Origin of the sequence: Pseudoalteromonas phenolica (assembly GCF_005886345.1) — a bacterium.
Lineage (GTDB): Bacteria > Pseudomonadota > Gammaproteobacteria > Enterobacterales > Alteromonadaceae > Pseudoalteromonas > Pseudoalteromonas phenolica_A.
Genome location: NZ_PNEC01000013.1, coordinates 151,112 through 176,127, shown reverse-complemented (window position 1 = coordinate 176,127; position 25,016 = coordinate 151,112). Strand labels below are relative to the sequence as shown.

Annotated in this window: 21 protein-coding genes; 6 read left to right on the top strand and 15 right to left on the bottom strand. The window is 38.3% G+C overall.

Annotated features, from left to right (window positions below; genetic code table 11):
- The first annotated feature begins 192 nt into the window (after nucleotides 1–192).
- Nucleotides 193–3,153: an immune inhibitor A domain-containing protein gene (locus CWB72_RS07230; protein ID WP_138630253.1), complete on the top strand. Its 2,961-nt coding sequence runs from the start codon at nucleotides 193–195 to the stop codon at nucleotides 3,151–3,153.
- A gap of 61 nt (nucleotides 3,154–3,214) precedes the next feature.
- On the opposite strand, the gene CWB72_RS07225 is transcribed toward CWB72_RS07230, so the two are convergent.
- The 6 genes from CWB72_RS07225 to CWB72_RS07200 all read right to left on the bottom strand — a co-directional run bounded on the left by CWB72_RS07225 (nucleotide 3,215) and on the right by CWB72_RS07200 (nucleotide 10,231).
- Nucleotides 3,215–4,222: an isocitrate dehydrogenase gene (locus CWB72_RS07225; protein WP_130254832.1), complete on the bottom strand. Its 1,008-nt coding sequence runs from the start codon at nucleotides 4,220–4,222 to the stop codon at nucleotides 3,215–3,217.
- 207 nt (nucleotides 4,223–4,429) lie between these two features.
- A complete protein-coding gene (locus CWB72_RS07220) occupies nucleotides 4,430–6,118 on the bottom strand; it encodes a hypothetical protein (protein WP_138630251.1) in 1,689 nt (562 codons plus the stop codon).
- Nucleotide 6,119: 1 nt separating this feature from the next.
- A complete protein-coding gene (locus tag CWB72_RS07215) occupies nucleotides 6,120–6,509 on the bottom strand; it encodes a DUF3192 domain-containing protein (RefSeq protein WP_130254830.1) in 390 nt (129 codons plus the stop codon).
- A gap of 67 nt (nucleotides 6,510–6,576) precedes the next feature.
- A complete protein-coding gene (gene xni, locus CWB72_RS07210) occupies nucleotides 6,577–7,344 on the bottom strand; it encodes a flap endonuclease Xni (RefSeq protein ID WP_138630249.1) in 768 nt (255 codons plus the stop codon).
- Nucleotides 7,341–8,681 carry a nucleotide 5'-monophosphate nucleosidase PpnN gene (ppnN, locus tag CWB72_RS07205; protein ID WP_138630247.1) on the bottom strand — a complete coding sequence of 447 codons (1,341 nt, stop codon included), beginning with the start codon at nucleotides 8,679–8,681 and terminating at the stop codon, nucleotides 7,341–7,343. The genes xni and ppnN overlap by 4 nt, the downstream gene beginning before the upstream one ends.
- A gap of 14 nt (nucleotides 8,682–8,695) precedes the next feature.
- Nucleotides 8,696–10,231, bottom strand: a complete 1,536-nt coding sequence (locus CWB72_RS07200) for a GGDEF domain-containing protein (protein WP_138630245.1) — start codon at nucleotides 10,229–10,231, stop codon at nucleotides 8,696–8,698.
- Nucleotides 10,232–10,414: 183 nt separating this feature from the next.
- On the opposite strand from CWB72_RS07200, the gene CWB72_RS07195 reads away from it, so the two are divergent.
- Nucleotides 10,415–12,193 (top strand): M61 family metallopeptidase, encoded by a 1,779-nt coding sequence (locus CWB72_RS07195; RefSeq protein ID WP_138630243.1) that lies wholly within the window; start codon nucleotides 10,415–10,417, stop codon nucleotides 12,191–12,193.
- Between the two features lie 93 nt (nucleotides 12,194–12,286).
- On the opposite strand, the gene hisIE is transcribed toward CWB72_RS07195, so the two are convergent.
- Genes hisIE through hisG form a run of 8 tightly spaced genes read right to left on the bottom strand, consistent with a single transcriptional unit; the run spans nucleotide 12,287 to nucleotide 19,312 of the window.
- On the bottom strand, nucleotides 12,287–12,898 hold the full coding sequence (hisIE, locus tag CWB72_RS07190) for a bifunctional phosphoribosyl-AMP cyclohydrolase/phosphoribosyl-ATP diphosphatase HisIE (RefSeq protein ID WP_138630241.1): 612 nt from the start codon (nucleotides 12,896–12,898) through the stop codon (nucleotides 12,287–12,289).
- A complete protein-coding gene (hisF, locus tag CWB72_RS07185; protein WP_138630239.1) occupies nucleotides 12,889–13,668 on the bottom strand; it encodes an imidazole glycerol phosphate synthase subunit HisF in 780 nt (259 codons plus the stop codon). Before hisF ends, hisIE begins: the two co-directional genes overlap by 10 nt.
- Complete coding sequence (locus tag CWB72_RS07180) at nucleotides 13,650–14,384, bottom strand: 1-(5-phosphoribosyl)-5-[(5-phosphoribosylamino)methylideneamino] imidazole-4-carboxamide isomerase (RefSeq protein WP_138630237.1); 735 nt, start codon at nucleotides 14,382–14,384, stop codon at nucleotides 13,650–13,652. The genes hisF and CWB72_RS07180 overlap by 19 nt, the downstream gene beginning before the upstream one ends.
- Nucleotides 14,385–14,396: 12 nt before the next feature.
- Nucleotides 14,397–14,987: an imidazole glycerol phosphate synthase subunit HisH gene (hisH, locus tag CWB72_RS07175; protein WP_138630235.1), complete on the bottom strand. Its 591-nt coding sequence runs from the start codon at nucleotides 14,985–14,987 to the stop codon at nucleotides 14,397–14,399.
- Nucleotides 14,984–16,045 (bottom strand): bifunctional histidinol-phosphatase/imidazoleglycerol-phosphate dehydratase HisB, encoded by a 1,062-nt coding sequence (gene hisB, locus CWB72_RS07170; protein WP_138630233.1) that lies wholly within the window; start codon nucleotides 16,043–16,045, stop codon nucleotides 14,984–14,986. The genes hisH and hisB overlap by 4 nt, the downstream gene beginning before the upstream one ends.
- A gap of 16 nt (nucleotides 16,046–16,061) precedes the next feature.
- Nucleotides 16,062–17,117 carry a histidinol-phosphate transaminase gene (gene hisC / locus CWB72_RS07165; protein WP_138630231.1) on the bottom strand — a complete coding sequence of 352 codons (1,056 nt, stop codon included), beginning with the start codon at nucleotides 17,115–17,117 and terminating at the stop codon, nucleotides 16,062–16,064.
- Nucleotides 17,118–18,407: a histidinol dehydrogenase gene (gene hisD, locus CWB72_RS07160; RefSeq protein WP_138630229.1), complete on the bottom strand. Its 1,290-nt coding sequence runs from the start codon at nucleotides 18,405–18,407 to the stop codon at nucleotides 17,118–17,120. It lies immediately after the preceding gene.
- 5 nt (nucleotides 18,408–18,412) lie between these two features.
- Nucleotides 18,413–19,312: an ATP phosphoribosyltransferase gene (gene hisG, locus CWB72_RS07155; RefSeq protein WP_138566562.1), complete on the bottom strand. Its 900-nt coding sequence runs from the start codon at nucleotides 19,310–19,312 to the stop codon at nucleotides 18,413–18,415.
- A gap of 314 nt (nucleotides 19,313–19,626) precedes the next feature.
- On the opposite strand from hisG, the gene CWB72_RS07150 reads away from it, so the two are divergent.
- The 3 genes from CWB72_RS07150 (at nucleotide 19,627) to tsaB (ending at nucleotide 22,543) form a co-directional block, all read left to right on the top strand.
- Nucleotides 19,627–19,854 (top strand): hypothetical protein, encoded by a 228-nt coding sequence (locus CWB72_RS07150; RefSeq protein ID WP_138630227.1) that lies wholly within the window; start codon nucleotides 19,627–19,629, stop codon nucleotides 19,852–19,854.
- Between the two features lie 84 nt (nucleotides 19,855–19,938).
- Nucleotides 19,939–21,849 (top strand): ATP-dependent DNA helicase, encoded by a 1,911-nt coding sequence (locus CWB72_RS07145; protein WP_289508441.1) that lies wholly within the window; start codon nucleotides 19,939–19,941, stop codon nucleotides 21,847–21,849.
- Between the two features lies 1 nt (nucleotide 21,850).
- A complete protein-coding gene (tsaB, locus tag CWB72_RS07140) occupies nucleotides 21,851–22,543 on the top strand; it encodes a tRNA (adenosine(37)-N6)-threonylcarbamoyltransferase complex dimerization subunit type 1 TsaB (RefSeq protein ID WP_138630225.1) in 693 nt (230 codons plus the stop codon).
- Between the two features lie 77 nt (nucleotides 22,544–22,620).
- Here tsaB and CWB72_RS07135 read toward each other — a convergent pair whose 3' ends face one another.
- The gene (locus CWB72_RS07135) at nucleotides 22,621–23,919 is read right to left on the bottom strand and encodes an alkaline phosphatase (RefSeq protein WP_138630223.1); all 1,299 of its coding nucleotides are present in this window, start codon (nucleotides 23,917–23,919) and stop codon (nucleotides 22,621–22,623) included.
- 97 nt (nucleotides 23,920–24,016) lie between these two features.
- Here CWB72_RS07135 and CWB72_RS07130 point away from each other — a divergent pair, with 97 nt between their 5' ends.
- The gene (locus CWB72_RS07130) at nucleotides 24,017–24,952 is read left to right on the top strand and encodes an alpha/beta fold hydrolase (RefSeq protein ID WP_212747880.1); all 936 of its coding nucleotides are present in this window, start codon (nucleotides 24,017–24,019) and stop codon (nucleotides 24,950–24,952) included.
- Nucleotides 24,953–25,016: the final 64 nt, after the last annotated feature.

Sequence of the window (25,016 nt, the reverse complement as noted above, 5' to 3'; positions counted from 1 at the left end):
AGTCAAGTTGCTTAGTACTAAAGTTGAATTATTTTTTCATTTATAGAAATAAAAAATGAATGAATTGCTTCTTTGCACTATTTTAAAAGAGTATTTTGAATAAAATAGTTGTGCTTTTTCTCTGTGTGAACATAGAGACTATATTCAATACAAATGATAATATTTTGTTTTAATTGATGTTTTGGTGCCTCTATGAAGTTAACATTATTTTTCCTATTAGTAACTTTTACACATTTCTTAAGTTTCACTTCTTATGCTATGCCAGATAAATTACGAATGGATGACGAGCGAATTATTTATTGGCAAGAAAAAAAGTTGGGAAGAAAGTTAAGTACATATGAGAAAAGCCAGCTTTTGAATTCATACATAGTTAATAGTGGAAAACTGAAGTCTGTTCCTTCTGTTTCAGTTTTTAATCAACCAAGAAGAATAAACCACTCGCATAGTAAAATATCCAGCTTTCAGAGCGTAAATGATACTTTATCAAAAGTTAATATTTTAGCCATTCTAGTTGACTTTCCGGACCTAAAATCAAGCTCGCCGGGTCTAGAGCCTGAAGATACAGATATGTTCTACGACAACTATTCTTTAGACCATTATAAAAATTTACTTTTTTCGACATCAGGTTACTTAGGACCAAATAACGAAAACTTAATGACTGCAAGGCAATATTATCAGAAGGTAACAGGGGATTATTTTGATCTAAACGGTGATGTTTATGGCTGGATAACTGTCAGTAAAAATGCCGAATACTATGGCAATCGAAATGGTACTGAGAGAGATGCTAATGTTAGCGAATTAGTTATTGAAGCCGTTGAATCACTAGTTAGACAAGGTGTTGATCTCTCTCCTTATGATCAAACTGATTTAAATGATGTAGATGGTGATGGCGTTATTAATGAACCTGACGGTGTTATCGACCACATTTTGTTATTCCACTCGAGTATAGGAGAAGAAGCGGGCGGTGGCGTGTTAGGCCAAAATGCAATTTGGTCACATCGTTTTTTTGTCACTGAGAATAACCAACCTAAGCAAATCACAGGGTCTGATCTGAAAGCATTTAATTATACAATTAATCCAATTGATGCAGGTATTGGTGTTGTTGTTCATGAATTTGGCCATGATTTGGGATTACCAGATGAATATGATTTAAAAGACATTAGTATTGGTGAACCTGTTGCTAATTGGTCTGTGATGTCCAGTGGTAGTTGGATGGGAGAATTACGCGGTTCAAAGCCTGTAATGTTTAGTCCTAAAAATCTAGATTTTCTACAAAACCGCTTTGGTGGCAAATGGGTAAACCAAACTAGCGTAAATTTAACCTCGCTTAATACATCTACAAGATTCGATTTAGCACATAGAGGCGTGCATACGGGAGAAAATAATCAAATTAAAATTAGCTTACCGAGCTCATTAGAAGATTTCATTAAACCAAACTCAGGTAATTTTCAGTATTATTCAGGAGAGGGTAATAAAATTAACAACCAGATGTCATTTTCTTTGACTTTGCCAGAAGCGAGTACGATTTCACTTCAAATGTTGAGCCAATTTAGTATTGAGTCAGATTACGATATTTTTCAAGTCTATGTTAATTCAAATCCTGTAGCTGGTAACGCGACAAAAGATAGTCACCCAACTTATCCTAATATACGTCATTACCTAGATGGAAACTCTTTTGCTGGTGATAAAGTGAGTGGTGAATTTGTTAACCTCAGTTACGATTTAAGCCAATTTTCAGGTCAACAAGCTACTATCACTTTTTTGTATCAAAGCGATGAAGCTGTTTCTTATTTTGGTATCGTCATAGACGATATAAAAGTAACCGCAGATAATAACGTCATCTATATAGATGCAGCTGAAAACAATGATACAGTTCAATTAAATGGTTTCAGAAAAATAGGGCAGTATAAATCTGGTGCTGAGCATGCCTATTATTTACAGTTAAGAAGTCATCAAGGCATTGACGAAGGCTTAAAACTGTCTCAATATCCTGCAGGTTTAACGCTTTGGTATTCTAACGAAAACTATGACAATAATAATACCTCTGAACACCCTGGGTATGGAGATTTACTTCTAATAGATACAGATCAAAGGCCTATATATAAAACAGATGGAGTTTCTCCAGCAATATCGGCAATTCAAGTCCGAGATGCTGCTTTAAGATTAATAGATCAAACAGCTGGTTTAGGTGATGATAACTTATCTCCATCAACTTCTTTTTCTGATAGAAAAGATTATAGTTTTTCTATTCAAGCCGAGTCTGGTGTGAATTTACCTCAATATGGCATTAATGTTGAACTCATCGATGTATCAGAAGATTTTGACAAAGCGCAAATTCAAATTGGCTACGACAGAACATATTCAATATCTTTTAAGGCATCAAATAAAACTGTGTTATTTAGCCCAAATGGTTTTGTGTTGGAAGAGTCTGATAGCTTTGAGTGGACGTTTTCAGATGGTCAGCAAAGTAAAGAGTTATACCCTGAAATTGAATTTGAAAGTTATAAAACTTATGACGTAACTTTTAAGCAAATTAAATTGTCAGGTGAAATTAATGAAGTTGAGTTAAGCATTAACTTAACCCGGCCACTCACAATAACTAACTTTAACGTGAGTCATGCAAACGGTGTATTAACTGGGACTGTTGATGTCGAGGCTGGTCTTGAACCATATTCAATTGAATGGGATTTTGGTGATGGTAATAAATCAACAGGTGCATCTATTACGCATACCTATGAAGTAAGTGGTACTTATACAGTAAGTGTAAAAATTACTGATGAAAATGGTGAAACAGTTACTCAAAGTAAACAATTCACTCTGACGGTTCCTTTGTCAATTGAGCCAAATCTTAGTTCATACTCTTTGACCTTGACTGCAAACGCTAAAGTGTCAGGCGGAAGTGGTAAATATCAGGTAGATTGGGATTATGGAGATGGTAACTCTGGAGAGGGTTTATCTATATCACATACTTATAATTCTGCAGGAACTTATAATGTCAGTGTGATAGTAACAGATACAGACACTAACCAAACTGAGTCAAAATCGGAGCAAATCACTATTTCATTACCGCAATCGCAAGGTTCAAGTTCAGGCGGAAGCATATATTATTTGCTACTTCTAGGTTTTGTCGCAATAAGAAGAGCTGCTAAATAGCAGCTCTAAAAATATCCAGTACAAAAGTCTCGGCAATACTCAAGCCGAGATCTTTAATGTATTACAAACGGTCGATAACAGCTTGTGTGAAATCAGTAGTACCATGGCTACCACCTAAATCACGAGTAGTTCTATCGCCCGTTTTAATTACATCAGCCACTGCATTACGGATGCGATCTGCAGTCTCACCCATTTCTAGGTACTCAAGCATTTGAATTGACGCTAAAATTACAGATGTTGGGTTTGCAAGGTTTTTGCCTGCAATATCTGGAGCACTACCGTGAACAGCTTCAAAGATTGCTGCGTTTTCACCAATGTTTGCACCAGGTGCCATACCTAAACCACCTACTAGGCCAGCACATAAGTCAGATAAAATATCACCAAATAAGTTAGTTGTAACAACTACATCGAATTCTTCAGGTGTCATAACTAACTTCATACATGTTGCATCAACAATCATCTCTGCTGATTCAATATCAGGGTAACGTTCACCAACTTCACGAGCAACTTTTAAGAATAACCCTGAAGTTGATTTAAGAATGTTTGCTTTATGAACGGCAGTTACCTTCTTACGGCCTTCACGCTGAGCAAGTTCGTATGCAAAAGTAACGATTTTTTCTGCGCCTTCACGAGTGATCTTAGACATTGCTTCAGCTTCATTGCCATCGTCTGAAACAACTTGACCTAAGCCCGAGTACATACCCTGTGTGTTTTCACGAACAGTAATAATATCTATGTCATCGTAACGCGCTTTAGTGCCTGCAAATGACTTAACAGGGCGAACGTTTGCATATAAGCCAAATTGTTTACGTAGCGTTACATTGATAGAAGTGAAACCCTCACCAACTGGTGTAGTTAAAGGACCTTTTAAAGTGATCTTATTTTTTTCGATTACTTCTAGTGTTTCTTTTGGTAGAAGCTCACCTGTTTTTTCTAACGCAGTTAGGCCTGCATCAACAAATTCGTAATCAAAATCACAGCCTGCAGCGTTAAGGATCTCTATTGCTGAGTCAATGATGCTAGGACCGATTCCATCGCCTTTAATTACAGTGATAGTTTGCTTTGCCATTGTGGTTTCCTTTATCAATATATTTTGTCACACCAAGCCAAAAGGCTACTAAATAAACATTGTAGTAAACAAAGATGTCTGGTGTGCGTTCGCTTGAAAAATTAAGCGCGTTTTATAACAATTTATACAAGCTTATGCCAGTTAGGAATGGATATTTCATATAGATTTGAATTATGTTTGCAATTGATTTCATTTATAGAATAAATATTACTCGATAACACATTGTGGGGATAACTCTAATAATGCTAATTCAAACTCTGTAGTATCTTTCCAATCAAATAAATGCAAAACGTTTTCGGTAATCTGTTTTTGCCAAGATGTCTCTATGTGAACATTGAACAAAGTTGAGATGGTTAGAAACTTTATAGCTAAAAATTCTTTATCTACATTACTTAATTGGCTTTTAGTTTTTGTTTCGGTATTCAGTAATGCTTTATGTGAAAATGACTCTGAAAAGTAACTTTTCACATAAGATTCTAAAGAATCATTCTGGCACTCTTTGAGTCCGAATAATTGGGCTATTGATATCGGTTTACTCGAAAATTCATCCTGTTCTAAATGAATAAAGCGCATTAGTTTTTCTGGATGCTGTTGCAATAAGAAGTAGATAAATGCTGTAAAAGGACATAAATAAAATTCGAACTTCTCAGCATGTTTCTTACTTATTAATAAATTGATGACCTTAGTTATGTGGGAGTATTTGCAAGCAATATCGCTTGCAAAAGGATGTGCAATATTAGTTATCATAGTTTCTAGTAGTACACGCTGACATAATAATGCGGCTGTATCTAACCCAACCATAGTAAGGCTGTGTCTTATGCTTCCAGCTTTTTGTCCTTGTCTATTGTATTGCTTTGAAGCTGAACGTAATGCAGTTTCAAGATGCTCAAAATGAGTTAGTGCTTTCTCTATCTGTTTAAAGTCAGGATATTTTGTGTTGCCAAGTTTAGAGATGGTATCCAGTTGAATGAGATTATTTTCTCGTTTTTTTTCTACCTGAGGTAACTGTTCATTAAACCAAATCTTATAAAGTAGAATGGGGTCATTAATAATCCTAGTTTTATATTTACCATGTAAAGGCTGAGAGGTTTTAATTATTTGGCGTGCTTGGTTGTCAATTAATAGAGCATAGAAGTTAACATTGTTTTGCTTAGCCAATACTAGACAATCTTCGCCTTTATATGAAACTGAAAGCCCTGCAGGATAATTGACCAGTTGTTGTGCTAAGTCGCTGAGAGCATTTTGTGCAAATTCGTTATAACAGCTTAAATAAAGAGATTTGATTGCTTGGTTTATTGAAAATGTTTTTATTTTTCGTCTAGGTGTAATTGCTTTAGCAATTCTCATAGCAATCGCTACAATGATGCTTGGATTGTCATAAAGTGGGGTAGGGTTTACACCTGTAATAGCTGTAGAATATTTCTCCAATCGAGCTAATATCCTTTGCACTTGTCCCGTTGGAACATTGCCCTTATTTAACATTTTTACTGCTAGTGCATGTCGGTTAATCACTAAACGTTCAGCTTGCTCAGATAATGATTGTCCAGCGGCGAGTTTATTAGTTTCATTACTCGTACAAATTTGGTCAGCGATAGCTGAAATAACCAAGGTTTCGGTTAATTCTTTATTAAAACGCAACGACTCACATATTGCGGTTACCAAAATAGCCTGGTTAACAACTAGGTTTGTTGTATAACCTTGTTCTTTAGCAAAAATATGTAGATGTGCATGAAATGTATTTGGTTGCTGTCTATAACATTGCACAAACCTTTCAGCTAATTGCGTAATGCTAGGATAAATAACAGTCCATTTGTCTTTATTATAATAAAGTCTTAAAACTTGGTGTGTATGTTCAAAGATCTTCTTTAATTGAGTTGGGGTAACTTTTAAGCTCACGTTAGTCCTTGCTTACTTTGTCATATTCCAATGTTGCATTATCACCCCACACCAGTAGCAATCCATTTTTAAATAAAAGACCTGTACACTCGTCTTGAGTAGTAATGCCATCAGATTTTACAAGTTGAGTTCTGTAATAAATTATCTGAAAAATGTCTTCTTTTTCTTGCGACACGTAAGTGAGATCAGGGCTACCAAGCGTTTCTAAAACGTCTTCAATTGGTACTATTGTTTTTTCATCAAGTTTGGAAATGAAACGATTATTAAAAGCTTCTCTGTCCTGCCAAATCATGGCTTGAGGATCATCTTTATAAAAATTGATCACTAGCATCACAATACTGGCATAGACAGCTAAGCCAAGAATGATATAACGAAGTATTTTTTTTATCATGATCAATCCAAGAGTGTAAACATGGCAAGTATATCAAATTAAACTCGAGTTAAAACGCCACGATTTTTTAACGATTTAATCTTAAGTTTTTTAAATTAAAACCTAGATGAATATCCGTTCTGAGGGTAACTAAGTTTTTGCTGATCACATAATCATCAAGACCCAAAGACAACTTTTTCTTTTCTGTTGGTTTAAGGTCGTTTGATTCCAAAACTTTACTAAAAGTGAAATATTCATTTAACAACTTTTGTGCAGTTTTCACACCAACACCAGAAATCCCGGGTATATCATTGGTTTTATCTCCAGCCATTGCCCAAAGTTCGGTTAGCTGTGCTTGTTCAACTAAAAACTTTTCTTTAATCTGACGCTTATCTAGCCATGTTTTTTTAAAATAGTCATAAATATCGATGTTTTGATCTAGGTGAGGTAAAAACCCCTTATCTGTAGAAATTATTTTAACTTTTATATCCGCTTTACTTGCCTTGCTGGCAAGCGTTGCGATTATGTCATCTGCTTCATCTTGCTCTGGACGGTATACTGGTATCCCAGAAGATTCGAATGCTTGCTCTATCATCAACATATTTTTAGATAACTGAGCTGGCATTGGTTTTCTGGTTGATTTGTATTGTTTGTAATAATGATAACGCCAACTTGCGGCGCCATCGAACACAGCAATTGCATGTGTTGCTGAAGTTAAATTTAAGATTTTTTGTGTTGCTGCTGAAACTCTTTGAGCTGTATTTTGGACTGCAGCTAGATTTTCTTGATTAGGTTCAATTGAAAAGATGCGCCGAACTAAGTTTAGCGCATCAATTAGTACTAAAGTATTGCTCATTTGTTCACTACATAACAAGGCGTATATTTACTGCCAGGTAATTTCATACGGCCTTGTTCTACAAATGCCTGTAATAGGGTGTCCATTTTTTCCATTAGTGATGTTTCACCATGAAGCTGGTAAGGTCCATGCTTTTTGATTTCTCTAATACCTTCATCCTTAACATTACCGGCGACAATACCTGAAAATGCTCTACGTAAATCAGCTGCAAGAAGCTCCTTATTTTGATTTAAGGATAAGTTCAAATTCGCCATGTTTTCATGAGTTGGGTCAAATGGCATTTGGAACTGGTGCTCAATTTTTAGCGTCCAGTTAAAGTAATATGCATCGCCCTGAGATTTTCTATACTCTCTAACCTTAGGCATAGTTTGCTTTAGAGTGACAGCCACTTTTTGTGGATCGCCAACAATCACTTCAAGCTTACTTAAAGCTTCTTCACCTAGTGTATCTTCAACAAATTGGCAGATTTCTTTGAAATAATCAGCTGAGGACTCTGGGCCAGTTAAAATAACGGGCAGGCATTGTTTCTGGTTATCAGGGTGCAACAATATCCCTAATAAATATAGAAGCTCTTCAGCAGTACCTGCACCACCTGGGAAGATAATAATGCCGTGGGCTGCACGAACAAATGCCTCTAAACGTTTTTCGATATCGGGTAATATTACAAGCTCATTAACAATGGGGTTCGGTGGCTCAGCTGCGATAATACTTGGCTCAGTCAGCCCCAAATAACGGTTGCTTGTAATCCGCTGCTTTGCATGGCCAATTGTTGCACCTTTCATTGGACCCTTCATGGCTCCAGGTCCACAACCTGTACAAATATTAAGCCCGCGTAAGCCTAGCTCATAACCAACTTCTTTGGTGTATTTGTACTCGACTTCACTGATTGAGTGACCGCCCCAACAAACAATCATGTTCGGGTCGGTGTTAACTGGTAATGCTGATGCATTTCTGAGCATATCAAAAACCATATGTGTAATTTGTTGCTCGTCTTCAGTAGGCTCGTGGCGTTGATAAATAAATAACAAATCACGGATAACAGAAAAGATATGTTCGTGGATACCTGTGATAATCTTTTCATCTACAAAGGCAGTTTCAGGGGGGTTGTCTAACTCAATTTTTATGCCGCGCTCTCTGGCAATGAGCTTTACATCAAAATCTTGGTATTTGTCGTAGATTTCACTGCTAGAATCAGTATGACTACCGACGTTTAATACTGCTAATACGCAGTTTCTGAAAAGTTTATACCTTTCTGTGCTTGAAGAGGCTTGTAAAAGATCAACCTCTAATTTAGAGAGTAAATTAAGTACACCAGTTGGGTTTAATTGGACTTGCATAGGCATTCTCCTTGTTAATTACGAATGCAAAGGCGGTCTCTACCATTATTCTTTGCTTCGTAGAGTGCGTCATCAGCTCTATCAAAGGCTGCTAGAGGTGTGTCACCTTTTTTAAACTGTGTCGCTCCTAAAGATACGGTTATTTGTACTTGTTTATTCTTAAATTTAAACGGAATTGCTTTGATTGTATTTCTGACTTTTTCCAGTGGTGCTTTTGCATGACTAATCGGCATGCCAGACATAATGAGTACAAACTCTTCTCCACCATACCTTGCGATAAAGTCTGCTTTTCTAATTGCTTTTTTAAGTGCTCTAGCGATAACTTGTAAGGTTTTATCTCCTGCACTGTGACCATATTGATCATTAATAGATTTGAAATAATCAACATCAATGACCACTAATGTAATGTCACCACCATGCTGTTCAAACATATGAAACTCTTGATTGAACCTATCGTCAAAAGCAGCCCGGTTGGGTAACTTTGTCAAACCATCTAGTAAGCTTTTAAATTGTTGTTCAGAAAGTCTTTTCTTATATTTATTAACTTTAGTCTCTAAAACACCAATACGTGTATTTATCTGTTCAAAACTATCAAGTAATGCAGCCTTGTCTTGTTGCTCAAGCTGTTCTCTTTTAACTAAATCTTGTCTTAATAGTTTTAATTCACCATCTACTAATTCTTTTAAATCTGAAATTGAAGTTGCTTTTTGTGTTTGTTCATTAAGTAGCTTTATTTTAGTTTCTATCTGTTTGTTTAAACCGGATAACTCCTCACTCATATGCTTAGTTGAGTTAGTGGTATTGATGATAGAAGCATGAAGTTCTTCTAACGTTTGATTTAATGAAACTAAGAACCCCTGAGCTGACTGCCTTTCACGGGCTATGCTGTTGGCAATAATTTGAATAATTGCAATTGAACAATCTAACAAGACATCGATTTCTGCAGATTGCGATAGCGTTGTTTTTATGTCAGTAACTTCTTTTGCTACATCATCTTCAAAAGTAATTTCATTCGTTAAAGTAAGAAGTTCACTGGCCAATTCAGGTTTTGACGTTGTTGCATTATCACCATCTAAACTTACTTTAGATGATAAAACCTTTTTATAAATTGTTATGAGTTTTTCAAATACAGGTAAAAACTCATAACTTACATTAACCTCTGGCAACTCTGTATCTAACAAATAACGTAGTTTACGTCGGGTATCATCAGGGATACCTTTTAATTTTTGTAATTGTTTACCAGCTTCAGAAATGGTTACAGAAAGTTTTGAATGATTTTCAGCGTTAACGATTTCTTGATTTTTAAGTGCTTTTGTTATGTTGTTGATTAGTGGTGCAAGATCATCAAAACTGACCCCTTTTGTTAGCGCTTGTCGAAATTTAGCCAGCTGATTATCAAGCGCGACATCTTGACCTTTACAACTAACCGCTAACCTAGCAGCAAAATTACTAAACGTTGTGATTTGATCTTTGTGCGCATCTTCGAGCGCAGCTCGAGCTTTGACTGCTTGTTGTAGTTTTTTTTCAATTAGCGCATCTTTATCGGTCACAAATAATCAGCCATCTATAAATTCATTAACGCTATAAGTTTACAACAATTATTCAATTTTTGAAGGCAATTTGTTTGTTACATAACATCACAAGCCTTTGTTACTGCAATTTATCTCTTTTTTTCTGTTTCATACAGATAGTTTGATATTCTCGACTCATGCCTTTGGATGATTAATAAATTTATGAATAAAATTACACTTTCTTTTCTGGCTGCTTTTGCAGCTCTTCCTGCATTTGCTGATGTGGAATATAAATTATCGATACACGAGCCTGCGCATCATCTAGGTGATGTTAAAGTTACTTTTCCGAAAACAGCTCAAGCGCATTTAGATGTACATCTCCCAGATTGGCGAACAGGTCGCTATGAAATTTTAGACCTTGCCAATGGTATTCGTTTTTTTGGTGCAAAAAGTGAAAACGGAGAGAATCTTCAATGGAAAAAGATTGATAAAAATACATGGCGTGTACATTTAAATGAGCCAACAGAAGTCAACATTTCATACCAAGTTTATGCGAATCAATTGGGCATGCGTTCTCGTCATATTGATGATAGCCACGCATTTATTGATGCATCAGGCTTCTTTATGTTCAGTGATTCATTTAGACAAGAGCCAGTAACTGTAGACCTAGATGTGCCAAAAGGGTGGCGTTCGGTCTCAGGGATGGATTTCGCTGATGACAAGCATAGTTTTAAAGCGGATAACTACGATATTTTATTAGATTCTCCAATCGAAACAGGTATCAATGACTTATATAAATTTGAAGTTGATGGTCGTAAATATGAACTCGTTATTTGGGGCGAGGGTAATTACGATGTTGGATTAATGCTTTCTGACCTCAAAAAGCTTGTTAAAACAGGCAGCCTAATTTGGCATGACTACCCGTATGAGCGTTATGTATTTATGGTACATGCGACCAGCGGTGCTCGCGGTGCGACTGAGCATTTAAACTCTACAATAATCCAAAGGCATAGAGATTCGTTTGCTAAGCGTGATGATTATATTGGTTTCATTGCAACGGCTGCGCACGAATTTATCCATACGTGGAATGTAAAAAACTACCGTCCAGCAGGCTTAGTGCCATACGATTACATTGCACCTAATTATTCTGATTTGTTGTGGTTGTCTGAAGGTTCAACCAGTTATTTAGAAAATTACTTACTATTGAGTGCTGGCATAACAACCAATGAAGAGTTTTATAAAGATCTGAATAAAACAATTTCACGTCATTTGAAAACGCCGGGTAGAGAAGTGCAGTCTGCTGCTGAAACCAGTTTTGATAAGTGGATCAACGCAGGTGGCGACCATGGGCGTAACTTCAGTACTAATATTTACTCAGAAGGGTCATTAGTGTCACTAGCACTAGATATTGACTTATTAGATAAAAGTGAAGGTAAAGTAAGTTATAGAGATGTGCATTCAGAGCTATATAAACAGTTTAAATTACCTAAAAGTTTCAATAGCCAAGATGTTCAGAATATTTTAAAGCAAATTTCAGGTCGGGATTATTCAAACTGGTGGAAAGATAATGTTGAATCACCGATCAGCATTGACTTTGATGCGCTGCTTGCAACTGTTGGCTTAGAATATACACGCCCAGACAATAGCAAAGCCGTTGCTGGTTTGGATGTGATGGCAAAATCTAATGGCGAGCTACTTATTTTAAATCATGTAGCGAGAGAAAGTTCTGCATGGCAAGGTGGTTTAACAGCCGGAGATAAGTTAGTTGCTTTAGATGGACGTCAAGTACGTAAGTCATTAAAAGAGACGCTGGCTTTGTTTGAGCCAGAGCAAGAAGTTACTGCAAGCTTTATTAGACGTCATCAACTTATGACGACAAAAGTAAAGCTTACATCTGACTTTGATAAACCTAAAAAGGTGAAAGCAGTTAATGCCCCGACTGAACGTCAGGCTAAATTGTATAAAGCATGGACGGGTGTAGAACATCCAAATGCGTTCTAATTTTCACTTTTAAAATAATAAAAAAGCCCAAGTTATTTTTTAATAACTTGGGCTTTTTATTTTTAGATGATAATTAACCAAAACCAAGGTTAATTACTTGTGACGCTGCTCAAGCGTATTAATTACATCTTTTAGATTTAGCTCGCAGCGCTGCAATAAAACCGTTAGGTGATAAAGCAAGTCTGCAGACTCATTAAGCAATTCTTCTTTATCGTTTTTCATTGCGGCTAGTGCGACTTCAACACCTTCCTCGCCCACTTTTTGACAACTACGGCTCAAGTCTTTTGCAAACAATGATGCTGTATAGCTTGATGCTGGATCTGCATCTTTGCGTTCAAAAATCACATTTTCAAGCGTAGCTAAAAAAGCCAAATCAGGTTTTGCGTCACCAAAGCAACTTGTAGTGCCTAAATGACATGTTGGTCCTTTAGGCGTTGCTAATACTAAAATAGAGTCATAATCACAGTCTGTATGGGCTTCAACGAGTTCTAGATAGTTTTCTGACGTTTCACCTTTTGTCCATAAACGCTGCTTTGAACGAGAATAGAAGGTAACTAGCCCTTTTTCGAAAGTCATTGCAATGGCCGCTTCATCCATAAAACCTTGCATTAAAATTTGCCCAGTTGATGCATCTTGGATAATTGCAGGCAGCATATCGGACTTTTTAAAATTAAGTTTTGATAAGTTATCTTTGGTTAGTTGCATAATCTAGCTGCGACCCCATTGTTTGTTAGGAATTGTTTAAGTTCGTTTATGTCTATGACGTTTTTGTGGAATACACTGGCAGCGAGTGCACCGTCTACTTGGCTCTGCTTAAATACATCAACAAAGTCTTGCATGGTACCTGCACCACCTGATGCAATAAACGGCACGTCACAAATGGTTCTTATCTCTGATAGCTGTTTGTTGTCATAGCCTTTTCGTACACCGTCTTGATTCATGCAGTTTAATACAATTTCACCAGCGCCCAAGTCTTGCACGCGTTTCACCCAGTCTTGTGTTTTATATCGAGTTCTAGATGACGCATTTGGATCGCCAGTAAGCTGATAAACAAGATATTGATCTGTTTGAGCGTCATAAAAACTGTCGATACCGACGACAACACATTGTTTACCAAATTCATCGTGCAATTCTTTAATAAGTTCAGGTCTGTGTATTGCGGGGCTATTGATACTTATTTTATCAGCACCACTTTCAAGTACTTTTGCTGCATCTGCAACAGACTTTATACCACCAGCGACACAAAACGGAATGTCGATGTGACGGGCGATTTGCTCTACCCAAGTGACATCTAATAAACGTTTTTCTACACTGGCAGAAATTTCATAGAACACCAGCTCATCAGCACCTGCCTTACTGTAAAGCTCAGCGAGTTCTAGAATGTCACCGACAACTTCGTGACCTTTAAATTTGACGCCTTTTACTACTTGACCATTTTTCACATCAAGGCAAGGAATTATGCGTTTTGATAACATGCAAGTGCCTCCTCAACTGTAAAAGCAGCATCAAGAAGTGATTTACCTAATATGACACCGCCTACACCAATTTCAGCGAGTCGTTTAATGTCTTCCAAAGAGCTTACCCCACCAGAGGCTTGTACTTTTATGTTGTTATTGTGTGCAACGATTTCTTCATATAGGGCAAAAGAGGGGCCAGTCATTGTGCCGTCTTTACTGATGTCCGTGCATAAAAAGTCAACAACTCCTAATTCCACATAAAAGTCGAGTAGGGTGAATAGGTCCTTGTCGGCATCGCTTAACCAACCGTGTGTTGCAGGTGCCCAACCAGATTCTGTTTTGTTCACATCCAGTGCAATGACAAATTTTTCAGGGCCAAACTCTTTGATCCACTCTGCAACTTGCGTTTGTTGATCTACGGCCATTGACCCAATAACAACTTGAGCCGCGCCAGCTTCAATCCATTGTTTCACATCTTCATAGCGGCGTACGCCGCCACCGACTTGGTAAGGAACGTTTAATGCTTTTGTTGCTGCTTGAATTTGTTGCCACTGTTTCTTTTGCGGATCACGAGCGCCTTCTAAATCTACTAAATGTAATTTTTCTGCGCCTGAATTCTGATAGGCAAGCAGACGCTCACCTAATTCAAATGGATAGAACTGGGCTGTGTCGTATTTACCTTGGTAAAGGCGAACAATTTGATTTTGTAGTACATCTAAAGCTGGAATTATCATGTTAACCTCTGCCTATACATTCCAATTTAAAAAGTTTGTTAAAAGCTTTGCGCCGACTTGTGCACTTTTTTCAGGGTGAAATTGCATACCTGCGTAGTTGTCTTTACAGACGATGGCAGAAAATGTTTGACCATATGCACCAGATGCTAAGGTGTAGTCGTTTACACTGTGCGCAAAGCTATGCACAAAGTAGACTTGATCTTGTGCAGTGATCCCTTGTGTCAACGCGTGAGGTTTTTCAATACTCAAATTATTCCAGCCCATATGCGGTGCAGTTAAATTGCCTACTTCGAGCTCAGTTACAGCGCCCGGAATTTTGTTTAAGCAGTCAACGTCACCTTCAGAGGTTTTCTCACACAAAAGCTGCATACCTAAACATATGCCCATCAAGGGATTTTCATATTCATCGATGGCTTGCTGCCAACCATTATCAAGCAAACGTTTCATGGCAACTGACGCATGGCCAACACCAGGAAGTATTGCTCTATCAAATTGTGCTAATTGTTCAGGAGCAGTAATAATTTCAGGGTTAGCACCTAATCGGTCAAATGCAAAACGTACAGAGTTTATATTGGCACAGCCGGTGTTTATAATGGCTATCATAAACACCCCTTAGAACTTGCCGTTAATTGGCTCGTATCTTTATGGATTGCCACACGTAATGCTCTTGAGAAAGCTTTAAATAACCCTTCTACTTGGTGGTGACAATTACCCTCAGAAACAGATAAGATCAAACTCACAGCTGCATTATCTGAGAAAGACTTAAAGAAGTGCTCGACCATTTGCACATCTAAATCTCCCACTTTTTCACGAGAGAAATCAGCATTAAGTACAAATGAGGCGCGGCCCGATAAATCAATCTGACATTCTGCTTTACATTCATCCATGGGCAGTGCAAAGCCATAACGGTTAATTTGCGTTTTTGTACCAAGGGCTTGTTTTACAACTTGGCCAAGAGCAATACCAATATCTTCAACTAAGTGGTGCTCGTCGATGTGTAAGTCACCATAGGCTTTAATATTTAAATAAATATTGGCGTGTGTTCTAATTTGATCCAACATGTGATCAAAAAAACCTAAACCGGTAGAAATTTCACCGCTAACACCTCGGTCAAGATTAACCGCAACATCAATTTGAGTTTCTTTGGTGTTGCGTGTTACTGATGCTTCACGATTTTGAGTGGTTAACTGAGTCACTATTTGCGGCCAATCACCTTCGTACAGAATACCTTGAATACACAAGTTATCAGCAAGGCCTAAATCAGTTTGACGGTCGCCAATTACATAAGATTTAGCAAGGTCGACTTTACCTGAACGCATTAATTCTGTAAGCAAGCCTGTTTTAGGTTTTCGACAATTACAGTTATCTTCATCAAAGTGTGGGCAGATCAACACGTCATCGAACTTGATCCCTTGTGATGAAAATATTTCCATCATCTTGTCTTGTGCAATATCGAAGTCTGCGGTTGGAAAGCTATCAGTACCCAAACCATCTTGGTTTGACACCATGACTAAACGATAACCCGCAGCTTGAAGTTGTAATAGTGCAGGAATAACATTTGGCAGTAGTACTAGCTTTTCTAGACTGTCGACTTGTTTATCCGTGATTGGTTCATCAATTAAGGTGCCGTCTCGGTCGATAAATAGATATGGTTGAATCATTTTTATTCCTTACTACTTAGAGGCCATTCAGCCAGTCGGTGACTTGTTGTAATTCTTGCTCTGTGCCAATAGAGATTCTGATCCAATCATCTTGATCGAATAATACAAATGGGCGCATTATCAAACCAGATTGCATGGCAACATCAATGGCTGCTTTGTCTTTTAAACGGATAGTCACAAAGTTTGCATAGCTGTCTAAAACAGTGATTACTTGCTTATTGTTTTTAAGCGCTAACGAAAGCTCAGCTTTCGCTGCGTTTAAAATTTGCACTTGGCGTTTTACTTGGGTGATGGCATCTTTACTTAATGCTTGTGCTGCAATCGCAGCAACCACAGTCGAAACTGGGTAAGGTGCGATGACCTTTCTGACAACATTCAATAATTCGCTGTTAGAAAGCATGAAGCCCGTTCTTAAACCCGCTAAGGCAAACGCTTTAGAAAGAGTTCTCAAGACAACCACATTATTGAAATCTTGTAACAGACTTACAGAAGAATATGCTTCGCAAAATTCAATATAGGCTTCATCTACAACAACAATGGCCTTATCAGACAATTCATCCGCAATTTCAGCAATTTTCTCTACAGGTAAAATTGCGCCGGTTGGATTATTTGGATTACAAATAAAAACCAGTTTTGATTGCGCACACGCTTCACTAATTGCAGTTTTATCGTCATTAATGAGTTGCTCTTGGCTCAATACATTTAATGCGACATTGTGTGTATCAGCCGTGACTTTATACATGCCGTAAGTTGGTGCAAAAATGCTGATTGAATCTTTGCCCGGCTCGCAGAAAGTTCTAACTAAAAGCTCAATTCCTTCGTCAGCACCGCGTGTCATTAATACATTTTCTTCGCTTACACCTGCATAATCAGCGTATGCATCAATCACTGCTTGCGGTTGTGGATCAGGATAACGATTCAAGTTATCTAGACTTACGTCAAAAGTTTTAGCATAAGGGCTTTCATTGGCATTTAACCAAGTCGAGCCCGTTAGTTTCATACTTTTAGCTGAGCTATACGCTTTTAGCTCATTGATGTTCTTTGGTAACAGCGTGGTGATCACATCACTCATTTACAAATTCTCCAAACGCACTTTAACAGCATTGGCGTGTGCGTCTAATCCTTCTGCATCAGCAAGCGGCAAAATCGCTTTGCTTAAATTTTCTAAACCCGAAGGGGTAATACTTTGCACAGTATATGTTCTATAGAAGTCCATTAAATTAAGACTTGAGTAGACTTTACTGTAGCCATAAGTTGGTAATACGTGATTTGTGCCAGACGCATAGTCCCCCGCAGATTCGGGCGTATAATCACCAACAAACACTGAGCCTGCATTTTTAACTAACCCGACATATTGGTCGGCTTGGTCAATTTGTAGAATAAGATGTTCAGGACCATATTTGGTAGAAACGTCAAATGCCTGTACCATGTCATCGACTAATATCAAGGCACTGTTCTCTAGCGCCGCACGTGCGATATCAGCACGCGATAAGCTTTCAAGCTGAAGCTCAATTTGCTGCTGTGTTAGGGCAATGATTTCTTCAGAGTTACACACAAGTAGAACTTGAGAGTCTCGTCCGTGCTCTGCCTGAGAGAGTAAATCAGCGGCGATAAAAGCTGGGTTTGCACGCTCATCAGCAATGACCATAACTTCAGAAGGGCCTGCAGGCATATCAATCGCAAACCCAGGTACAGACTGACTCAGCAGTTGTTTTGCCATGGTCACATAGCTGTTACCCGGGCCAAATATTTTGTTTACTTTAGGAACCGACTCGGTGCCATAAGCCATAGCAGCGATAACACCAGCGCCGCCACTTTCAACGATAGTGGTGATCCCGCAAAGCTTAGCTGCATATAAAATGGCAGGGTGGATGCGCTCATTACCATTCACTGGCGTTGCTAATACCACAGTTGTGGCGCCTGATAGCTGTGCACACACGCCTTGCATTAAAACAGAGGAAGGCAGTGGCGCACTGCCACCTGGTACATAAAGACCAATAGCATCGATGGCTTCAAATTTTAATTCACACACCACGCCCGGTGCGGTTTCAATCTTTTTAGACACCGGTTGTTGCTGTTGGTGAAACGCTTTGATGTTGCTATAAGCTAAATCAATGGCTTGTTTTAAAGATGGTTCAAGCAAGCCTTCACTTTGCATTATTTCTTCGCTCGGCACACGTAAACGAGGTTGTTCACGTTTGTCGAACTTTTTAGCAAACTCAAGTAATGCGTTGTCACCGTTAGCAATGACATCATCAATAATCGCTTGTGTTTGCTTCTCAATCAACTCACTGGCTGTAACAGCAGGTCTTTCTAAAATAGCAGCTTGTGCTGATTGAGAACCCTCATTCCAATTAAACACAGTCGTTACTCCATCATTTTTTCAATTGGCATGACGAGGATAGAGTTTGCACCAAGTGCTTTTAGCTCTTCCATGGTTTCCCAGAATAGTGTTTCGCTGCTAACCATGTGTAGCGCCACATAATCGTCGGAGCCAGCCAGGGATAATAGGGTAGGTTGACCTGTTCCTGGCAGTAGTTCACACACTTCGGTTAGTTTTGCTTTAGGTGCGTGTAGCATGATGTACTTACTTTCTTTGGCTTGCTTAACACCTTTTAAGCGCGGCATTAATTTATTGATAAGTGCCAGCTTAGCTTCATCGTTCAGTTTTGGATTTTGAATCAGACATGCATTTGATTCAAGAATAGTATCACCTTGCATTAAGCCGTTTGCTTCAAGTGTTGCGCCAGTAGAGACAAGGTCGCAAATTGCATCAGCAAGACCAGCACGAGGAGCGACTTCTACAGAGCCAGTTAGCATTACCGCGCTCGCATTGATACCTTCTCGTTTTAGGTAGCCTTTTAGAATTTCAGGGTATGTTGTTGCAATGCGTTTGCCTTCAAACCATGACTTATCTTGTGGACCAAGTTCTTGTGGCCATGCAAGTGCAAGGCGGCAATAACCAAAATCTAACTTAGACAGTTTTAGTACTTCAGAATATTGGTTTAGACTCTGACGTTCAGCTTGTGTTTCTTCAAGTACGTTTTCGCCAACAATACCTAGGTCACATACGCCGTCCATAACAAGACCTGGAATATCGTCATCGCGTACACGTAAAACGTCGATAGGCATATTGGTTGAGTGAGCAATTAGGCGTTGTTCACGTAGGTTTAATTTAACACCTAGTTGCTTGAGAAGTTCTTGGCAATCTTTTGAAAGTCTGCCTGATTTTTGAATTGCGATTCTTAAACGGTTGTTAGTACTCATAATTTATATCCTTTGTTCTAAAACGAAAAACCCCGAGGGAACCTCGGGGCGATATAAATTCTGAGTTGATTCGCCGGGAGGTTCCTTTTAGGAATAACCCACCAGCGAAATACCTGACAGGCTATTCGGGTGTATGATGGTGATGATGAATAGTTGTCAGTGTAATAAACATGTAAATTCTCTTAATCAATTTTGGTAACGTAATTAGAAAAACATATTTTACGGTTTCAGTGCAACTAAAATTTTGAATTTTTTAAAGTATAAATTATAACGGTCGATAATAAGGAGTAGGTACAAGCTTGCAGGAGGATATAATGGATGCATTTAAACCTTTGTTAAATAACATAATTAGGCTTGAAGTGTCGCATAAGCCCACCTTTTATGTGGCAGGTGTCATAGATAACAAAGTTGAAAAAATAAAACTCGATAGAGCCAAAAAAGAAGATGCGAAAAGAAAACTTAATGAGCAATCACAAAACAAAAAGCAAAAAGAAAATGAAAACGACAAGGAAGATGGCAAGCATTTAGATGTATGGGCGTAACATCTTAATCAAGTTTATGTGCTCTCGGTTGCTCATCCAAGCACTAAGCCGTACAATTGAAAAAAACTCTGCTGTAGTCACTTCTTGCAAATTAAAACGCTTTTTTCTGAAACAGGTCCTTTAGCTCTAAATATTCCTGGTTATAAACCAAGACAGCCACAAATTGATATGGCTGAGATGGTCTATGCCGCAATAGAAAATAAATCTCAGTGTGTGGTAGAAGCAGGAACTGGTACGGGAAAAACATTCGCGTATTTAATTCCTGTGTTACTTAGCGATAAGAAATCGATCATTACAACAGGGTCTAAAGCACTACAAGAACAGCTTTATCATCGAGACTTACCGCAACTTGCAAAAATACTGAATAAGGGTAGAAAAGTAGCCCTGCTAAAAGGCCGAGCAAACTATCTATGCACCTATCGGCTTGAACAGCATGTTGCCCATGTACCAACCGACGACCCTGACGTGATGCATCAACTTGCCATGGTTGCAAAGTTTGCCTCTCAAACCAATACAGGCGATTTAGCCGATTGTGTTGGCATTGAAGAAGATGCCAAGGTGCTACCTTATGTAAACTCAACGGCGGATAATTGTTTAGGTAAAGAGTGTCCTGATTACGCCGAATGCTACATTAGAAAAGCACGTATTAAAGCCATGGAAGCAGATATTGTTGTGATTAATCATCACTTATTTTTTGCTGATATGGCGGTGAAAGATTCTGGCTTTGCTGAGCTTATGCCTGACGCCGATAATTATATTTTTGATGAAGCGCACCAAGTTCCAGAAATTGCCAGTGATTATTTTGGTGACAGCATAAGCACCAAACAGCTGGTAGCTTTGATAAACGATCTGCGTTTAATCTACCGCTCTGATATTCCAGACATGTTGCAATTGGGTAATACACTCAATAAGTTAGAAACGGCAGTTGCCGATCTTCGACTCGCTTTTGCTGGTGAGAGTTCACGGGGAGATTGGCGAGAATCTTTAACTAGCAAAACCATTTGTGATGCGTTGCACCGTGTCATTTCAGATTTAGATTTCTTGTATAAAGTCTTAAAACTTTGCCTGGATAGAAGCGATAAAATTGAACACTCATTTGAAAAGGTGTTGCAGTTCAAAAACCAATTAGAGCGCGCATTTGACACTACACAGAAGGGTTACAGCTATTGGTACGAAACAACGCGACGTTTCTTAACGATCAATATCACACCTTTAAACGTCGCAAATAAATTCAAAGAAATTATAGAGCGTACCCAAGCGAGTTTTACTTTTGCATCTGCGACTCTATCAGTAAATGACTCGTTAGATCATTTTAATAAGAGCTTAGGTTTAAAGCCGAAGCATCAATTATTGGTAGAAAGTCCGTTTGATTATGAAAATCAGGCGGTGTTATGTATGCCTAGATATTTGCCGGAAACCAGTGATGATATGATGCCGCATAGCTTGGTAAAACTCGCCAAAGAGCTTATAAAGGCAGCAAAAGGACGGACATTTTTACTTTTCACCAGTTACCGAGTCATGCACTTAGTTTACGAGGGGTTAAGTACTGCTACTGAATATCCCGTGTTTATGCAGGGACAATCGTCTAAGCGGATCATTCTTGAACAGTTTATTCGCCACGGCAACGCGGTATTAATGGGCACGGCTTCTTTTTGGGAAGGAGTTGATGTACGTGGTGATGCGCTCAGTTGTGTGTTAATTGATAAACTGCCTTTTACATCACCTGACGACCCATTATTACAAGCTAGAATGAAAGATTGTGAATTAACCGGTGGTGAGCCTTTTGAAGACATTCAATTACCCCAAGCAATCATTAACCTTAAACAAGGTGTCGGTCGCTTAATTCGAGATCACAGTGATAAAGGTGTACTTGTCATTTGCGATAACCGACTAGTTACGCGAAAATATGGGCAGACATTTTTACAAAGCTTACCTAACATGCGCCGCACAAGAGATTTTCAAAGCGCATTACAGTTTTTAGAGAACATAGAATAATATGACTTATAACCTTTTAGCGTTAGATGCTTCAACTGAAGCGCTTAGCATTGCCATTCAATTTAATGGACAAACAGTTAAACATTTTGAAGTTTGTCCTCAGCAACATAGCCAAAAAGTGTTGCCTTTAGTTTCTGAGTTATTAGACAAAGCAGGCTGTAAGTTACAAGATTTAGATGGCATTGTATTTGGTCGCGGACCGGGCAGTTTTACTGGTGTACGGATTAGTGTTGCCATTGCACAGGGCCTGGCGTACGGTGCAAATTTACCGCTGGTGGGGGTCTCAACATTACAGGCAATGGCACAGCAAGCGATTGAAGAAAAAGGGCTAGATTCAGTCATCACGGGTATCGATGCAAGAATGGGTGAGATTTATTTCGCGCACTATCACAAATCTGAAACAGGGCTAGCTGAATTACACATAGAAGAAAATGAAGTGGTGTGTGCGCCAGCTGATTTACCTGAATCAATTAAAGGAATAACTGCGGTAGGAACTGCATGGGAACCTTATGCTGAGCAAGCCGCCGAATTAAATTTAGATGTCATCTCTGAAATTACCTTACCCGATGCCGCGTACATGCTAAAAATTTCAGAAGTTGAGTTTGTTAAAGGTAACACAGTTCAAGCTGCCGATGCGCAGCCGCACTATGTCAGAGATACGGTAACTTGGAAAAAGCTGCCTGGTAGAGAATAATACCCGCTATCAAGCTTATATATTTAAAAAGCCAGAACAGTGTTCTGGCTTTTTACTACTGATTATTTATCAATAAATTACTTTTCGATAAAGTGAATTAGTTTTTCTGCAATTTGCGTGTTGTTCTGTGACCCGATAAATTGCTCATAACCTTTACCATAAGCAAATACTTGTACATCGATTGCAGTATGACCGCTTGTCGTCCAGCCAGTATAAGTTGCTGTATTAATGACTTTATTGATGGCTTTGTAAAGCGCTTCATCGCCGTCTTTTCTGGCTTTTAAAAGAGAAGCTAAATCCTCTTTACTTAGCTCTAAACTTGTATGTTGATTCCATGCTGTTTTTAAATCTTCAGCTTCAAGTAGTGATTTGGTCATCGTCATTACAGACGAGTTCACTTTTTTCACTTCATCAGGTAACCAAGTGTATTTGCCATTTGCACCTAAGGTTAATCCCCCCGTAGAATGGTCGGCAGTGACAACTAATAAAGTATCAGGGTTTTGGTCAACATATGCCTTAGCAAGTTCAATTGATTTGGCAAAGTCGTGCATTTCTTTCATCGCACATGCAATATCATTTGCGTGACCGCACCAATCAATTTGGCTGCCTTCTAGCATGATAAAGAAACCTTTATCATTGTTTTTAGATATTAAATCTAAAGACTTAAACGTCATTTTTTCTAAGCGGTTTGGATTCTCATCGATTGCGTGAGGAAACGCTTTGTCAGCAAATAGACCCAGTACTGGTAATTGTTCAATTTGATTTAATTTTTTCCAATCAGACGTATATTGATAACCCGCTTTTTCAAACTCTTTAATTAAGTTTCTGTTGCTGCGTTTAAAATATTGCACGCCACCACCAAGCATTAAATCGACGGGTAGCTTTCCTGCAATTTTTATGTCGAAGTAATCATCAGCGATCTCATCATAGTTACGACGAGATTCATTATGTGCTGCGAAACTCGCTGGTGTAGCGTGATTTATTTGTGAAGTAGATACTAAACCAGTACGCATACCTTTTTCTTTGGCTATTTGAAGCACGGTTTTCAAAGGTTTTTTATGTGTGTCGACCGCAATTGCACCATTATAGGTTTTATTAGCAGTACTAAGTGCTGTTGCACCTGCTGCACTGTCAGTGACATAAGTATCATCGTCAGGGTAGGTGTGTGCCATACCAACAAGGATTTGGTCAAATATAGTGGGTTCTACTACTTTGGTATTTGGGTTGTCAGAATAATAACGATATGCAGTGGTAAAAGCTGGGCCCATACCATCACCAATCATGTAAATAATATTCTTCGGTGCTTCGGTAGCAAATGCATAACTACCAAAAGCCATTAAGCACGATGTTGTTAATGCGCTCATCGCGTACTTCATTTGAGTTCCTTATTTCTTCCCGTGTGATCAGATAGTTATCTAGCAATATCACTCGATTATTAATGAGTAATATTCAGCTATTATTTACTGATATTTTTTGCTTTTAATTTTAAGTAAGGTAAAGATATTACCAGTTAAGTGTTTTTTAAATAATGAAAATATGACAAGTAGCGAAAAAAATACGTTTAAAGCTTTAAAGCAGCTTGGTTTATCGGGAAAGTTTAAAGGAAGTGGTAAAAACTTGATTATCTGCCTTCATGGTTGGTTAGATAACTGTAATAGTTTTGCTCCGATCTTCGCTGAGGATTTGAATACGCTTGACTACACTTGGCTTACAATTGATTTGCCAGGGCATGGAGAATCTCACTGGAAAAGTCATGATGCCCACTATTATTTTATTGATTATGTTTATGATTTGAAAAGACTAATTGAAGAGCTTGATTTCAATAAAGTTTTCTTAGTGGGCCACTCAATGGGAGCCATGATCTGTAATCTATATGCCGCCTGTTATCCTGAACGCATTGCAGCTATGAGTTTAATTGATGGAATAGGGATAGTCACAACCAAACCGAGCGATACAAAACAGCAGTTATTAAACGCTTTTAAACAAAGAAAGAAGTCATCTGAGAGTTTGGACAGCAAATCGTTTAGAAGTTTTGATGATGTTGTAAAGGCAAGAATGAAGGTTTCAGAATTAGATTATGATAACGCCGAACTTTTGATGAAACGAAATACGGAGTTTGTAGAACAAGGCGTTAAACTGAAAACTGATCCACGTTTAAAACAACATTCAGGTTTCAGGTTCTCTACAGCACAAGCTTTGTCTTGTTTAGATGGTATTAAAACCCCAACACTGTTTATAAAAGCAGAGCAAGGGTACCCCATGATAGATGCTCAGCTAAAATTATTTAGAGATTGTTTTCAAAATTTGACGGTATTTGTTATGCCTGGAGGTCATCACTGCCATATGGAAAATGCAGCGCAAACTTTACAAACAATTTCATCTCATTTCGACGCATATAATGAATCTTGATTGTACATTGAAGAGAAATGTGGGAATATCGGTAAATTAGAGTTTTTGCTCAATTGTTAAAGTG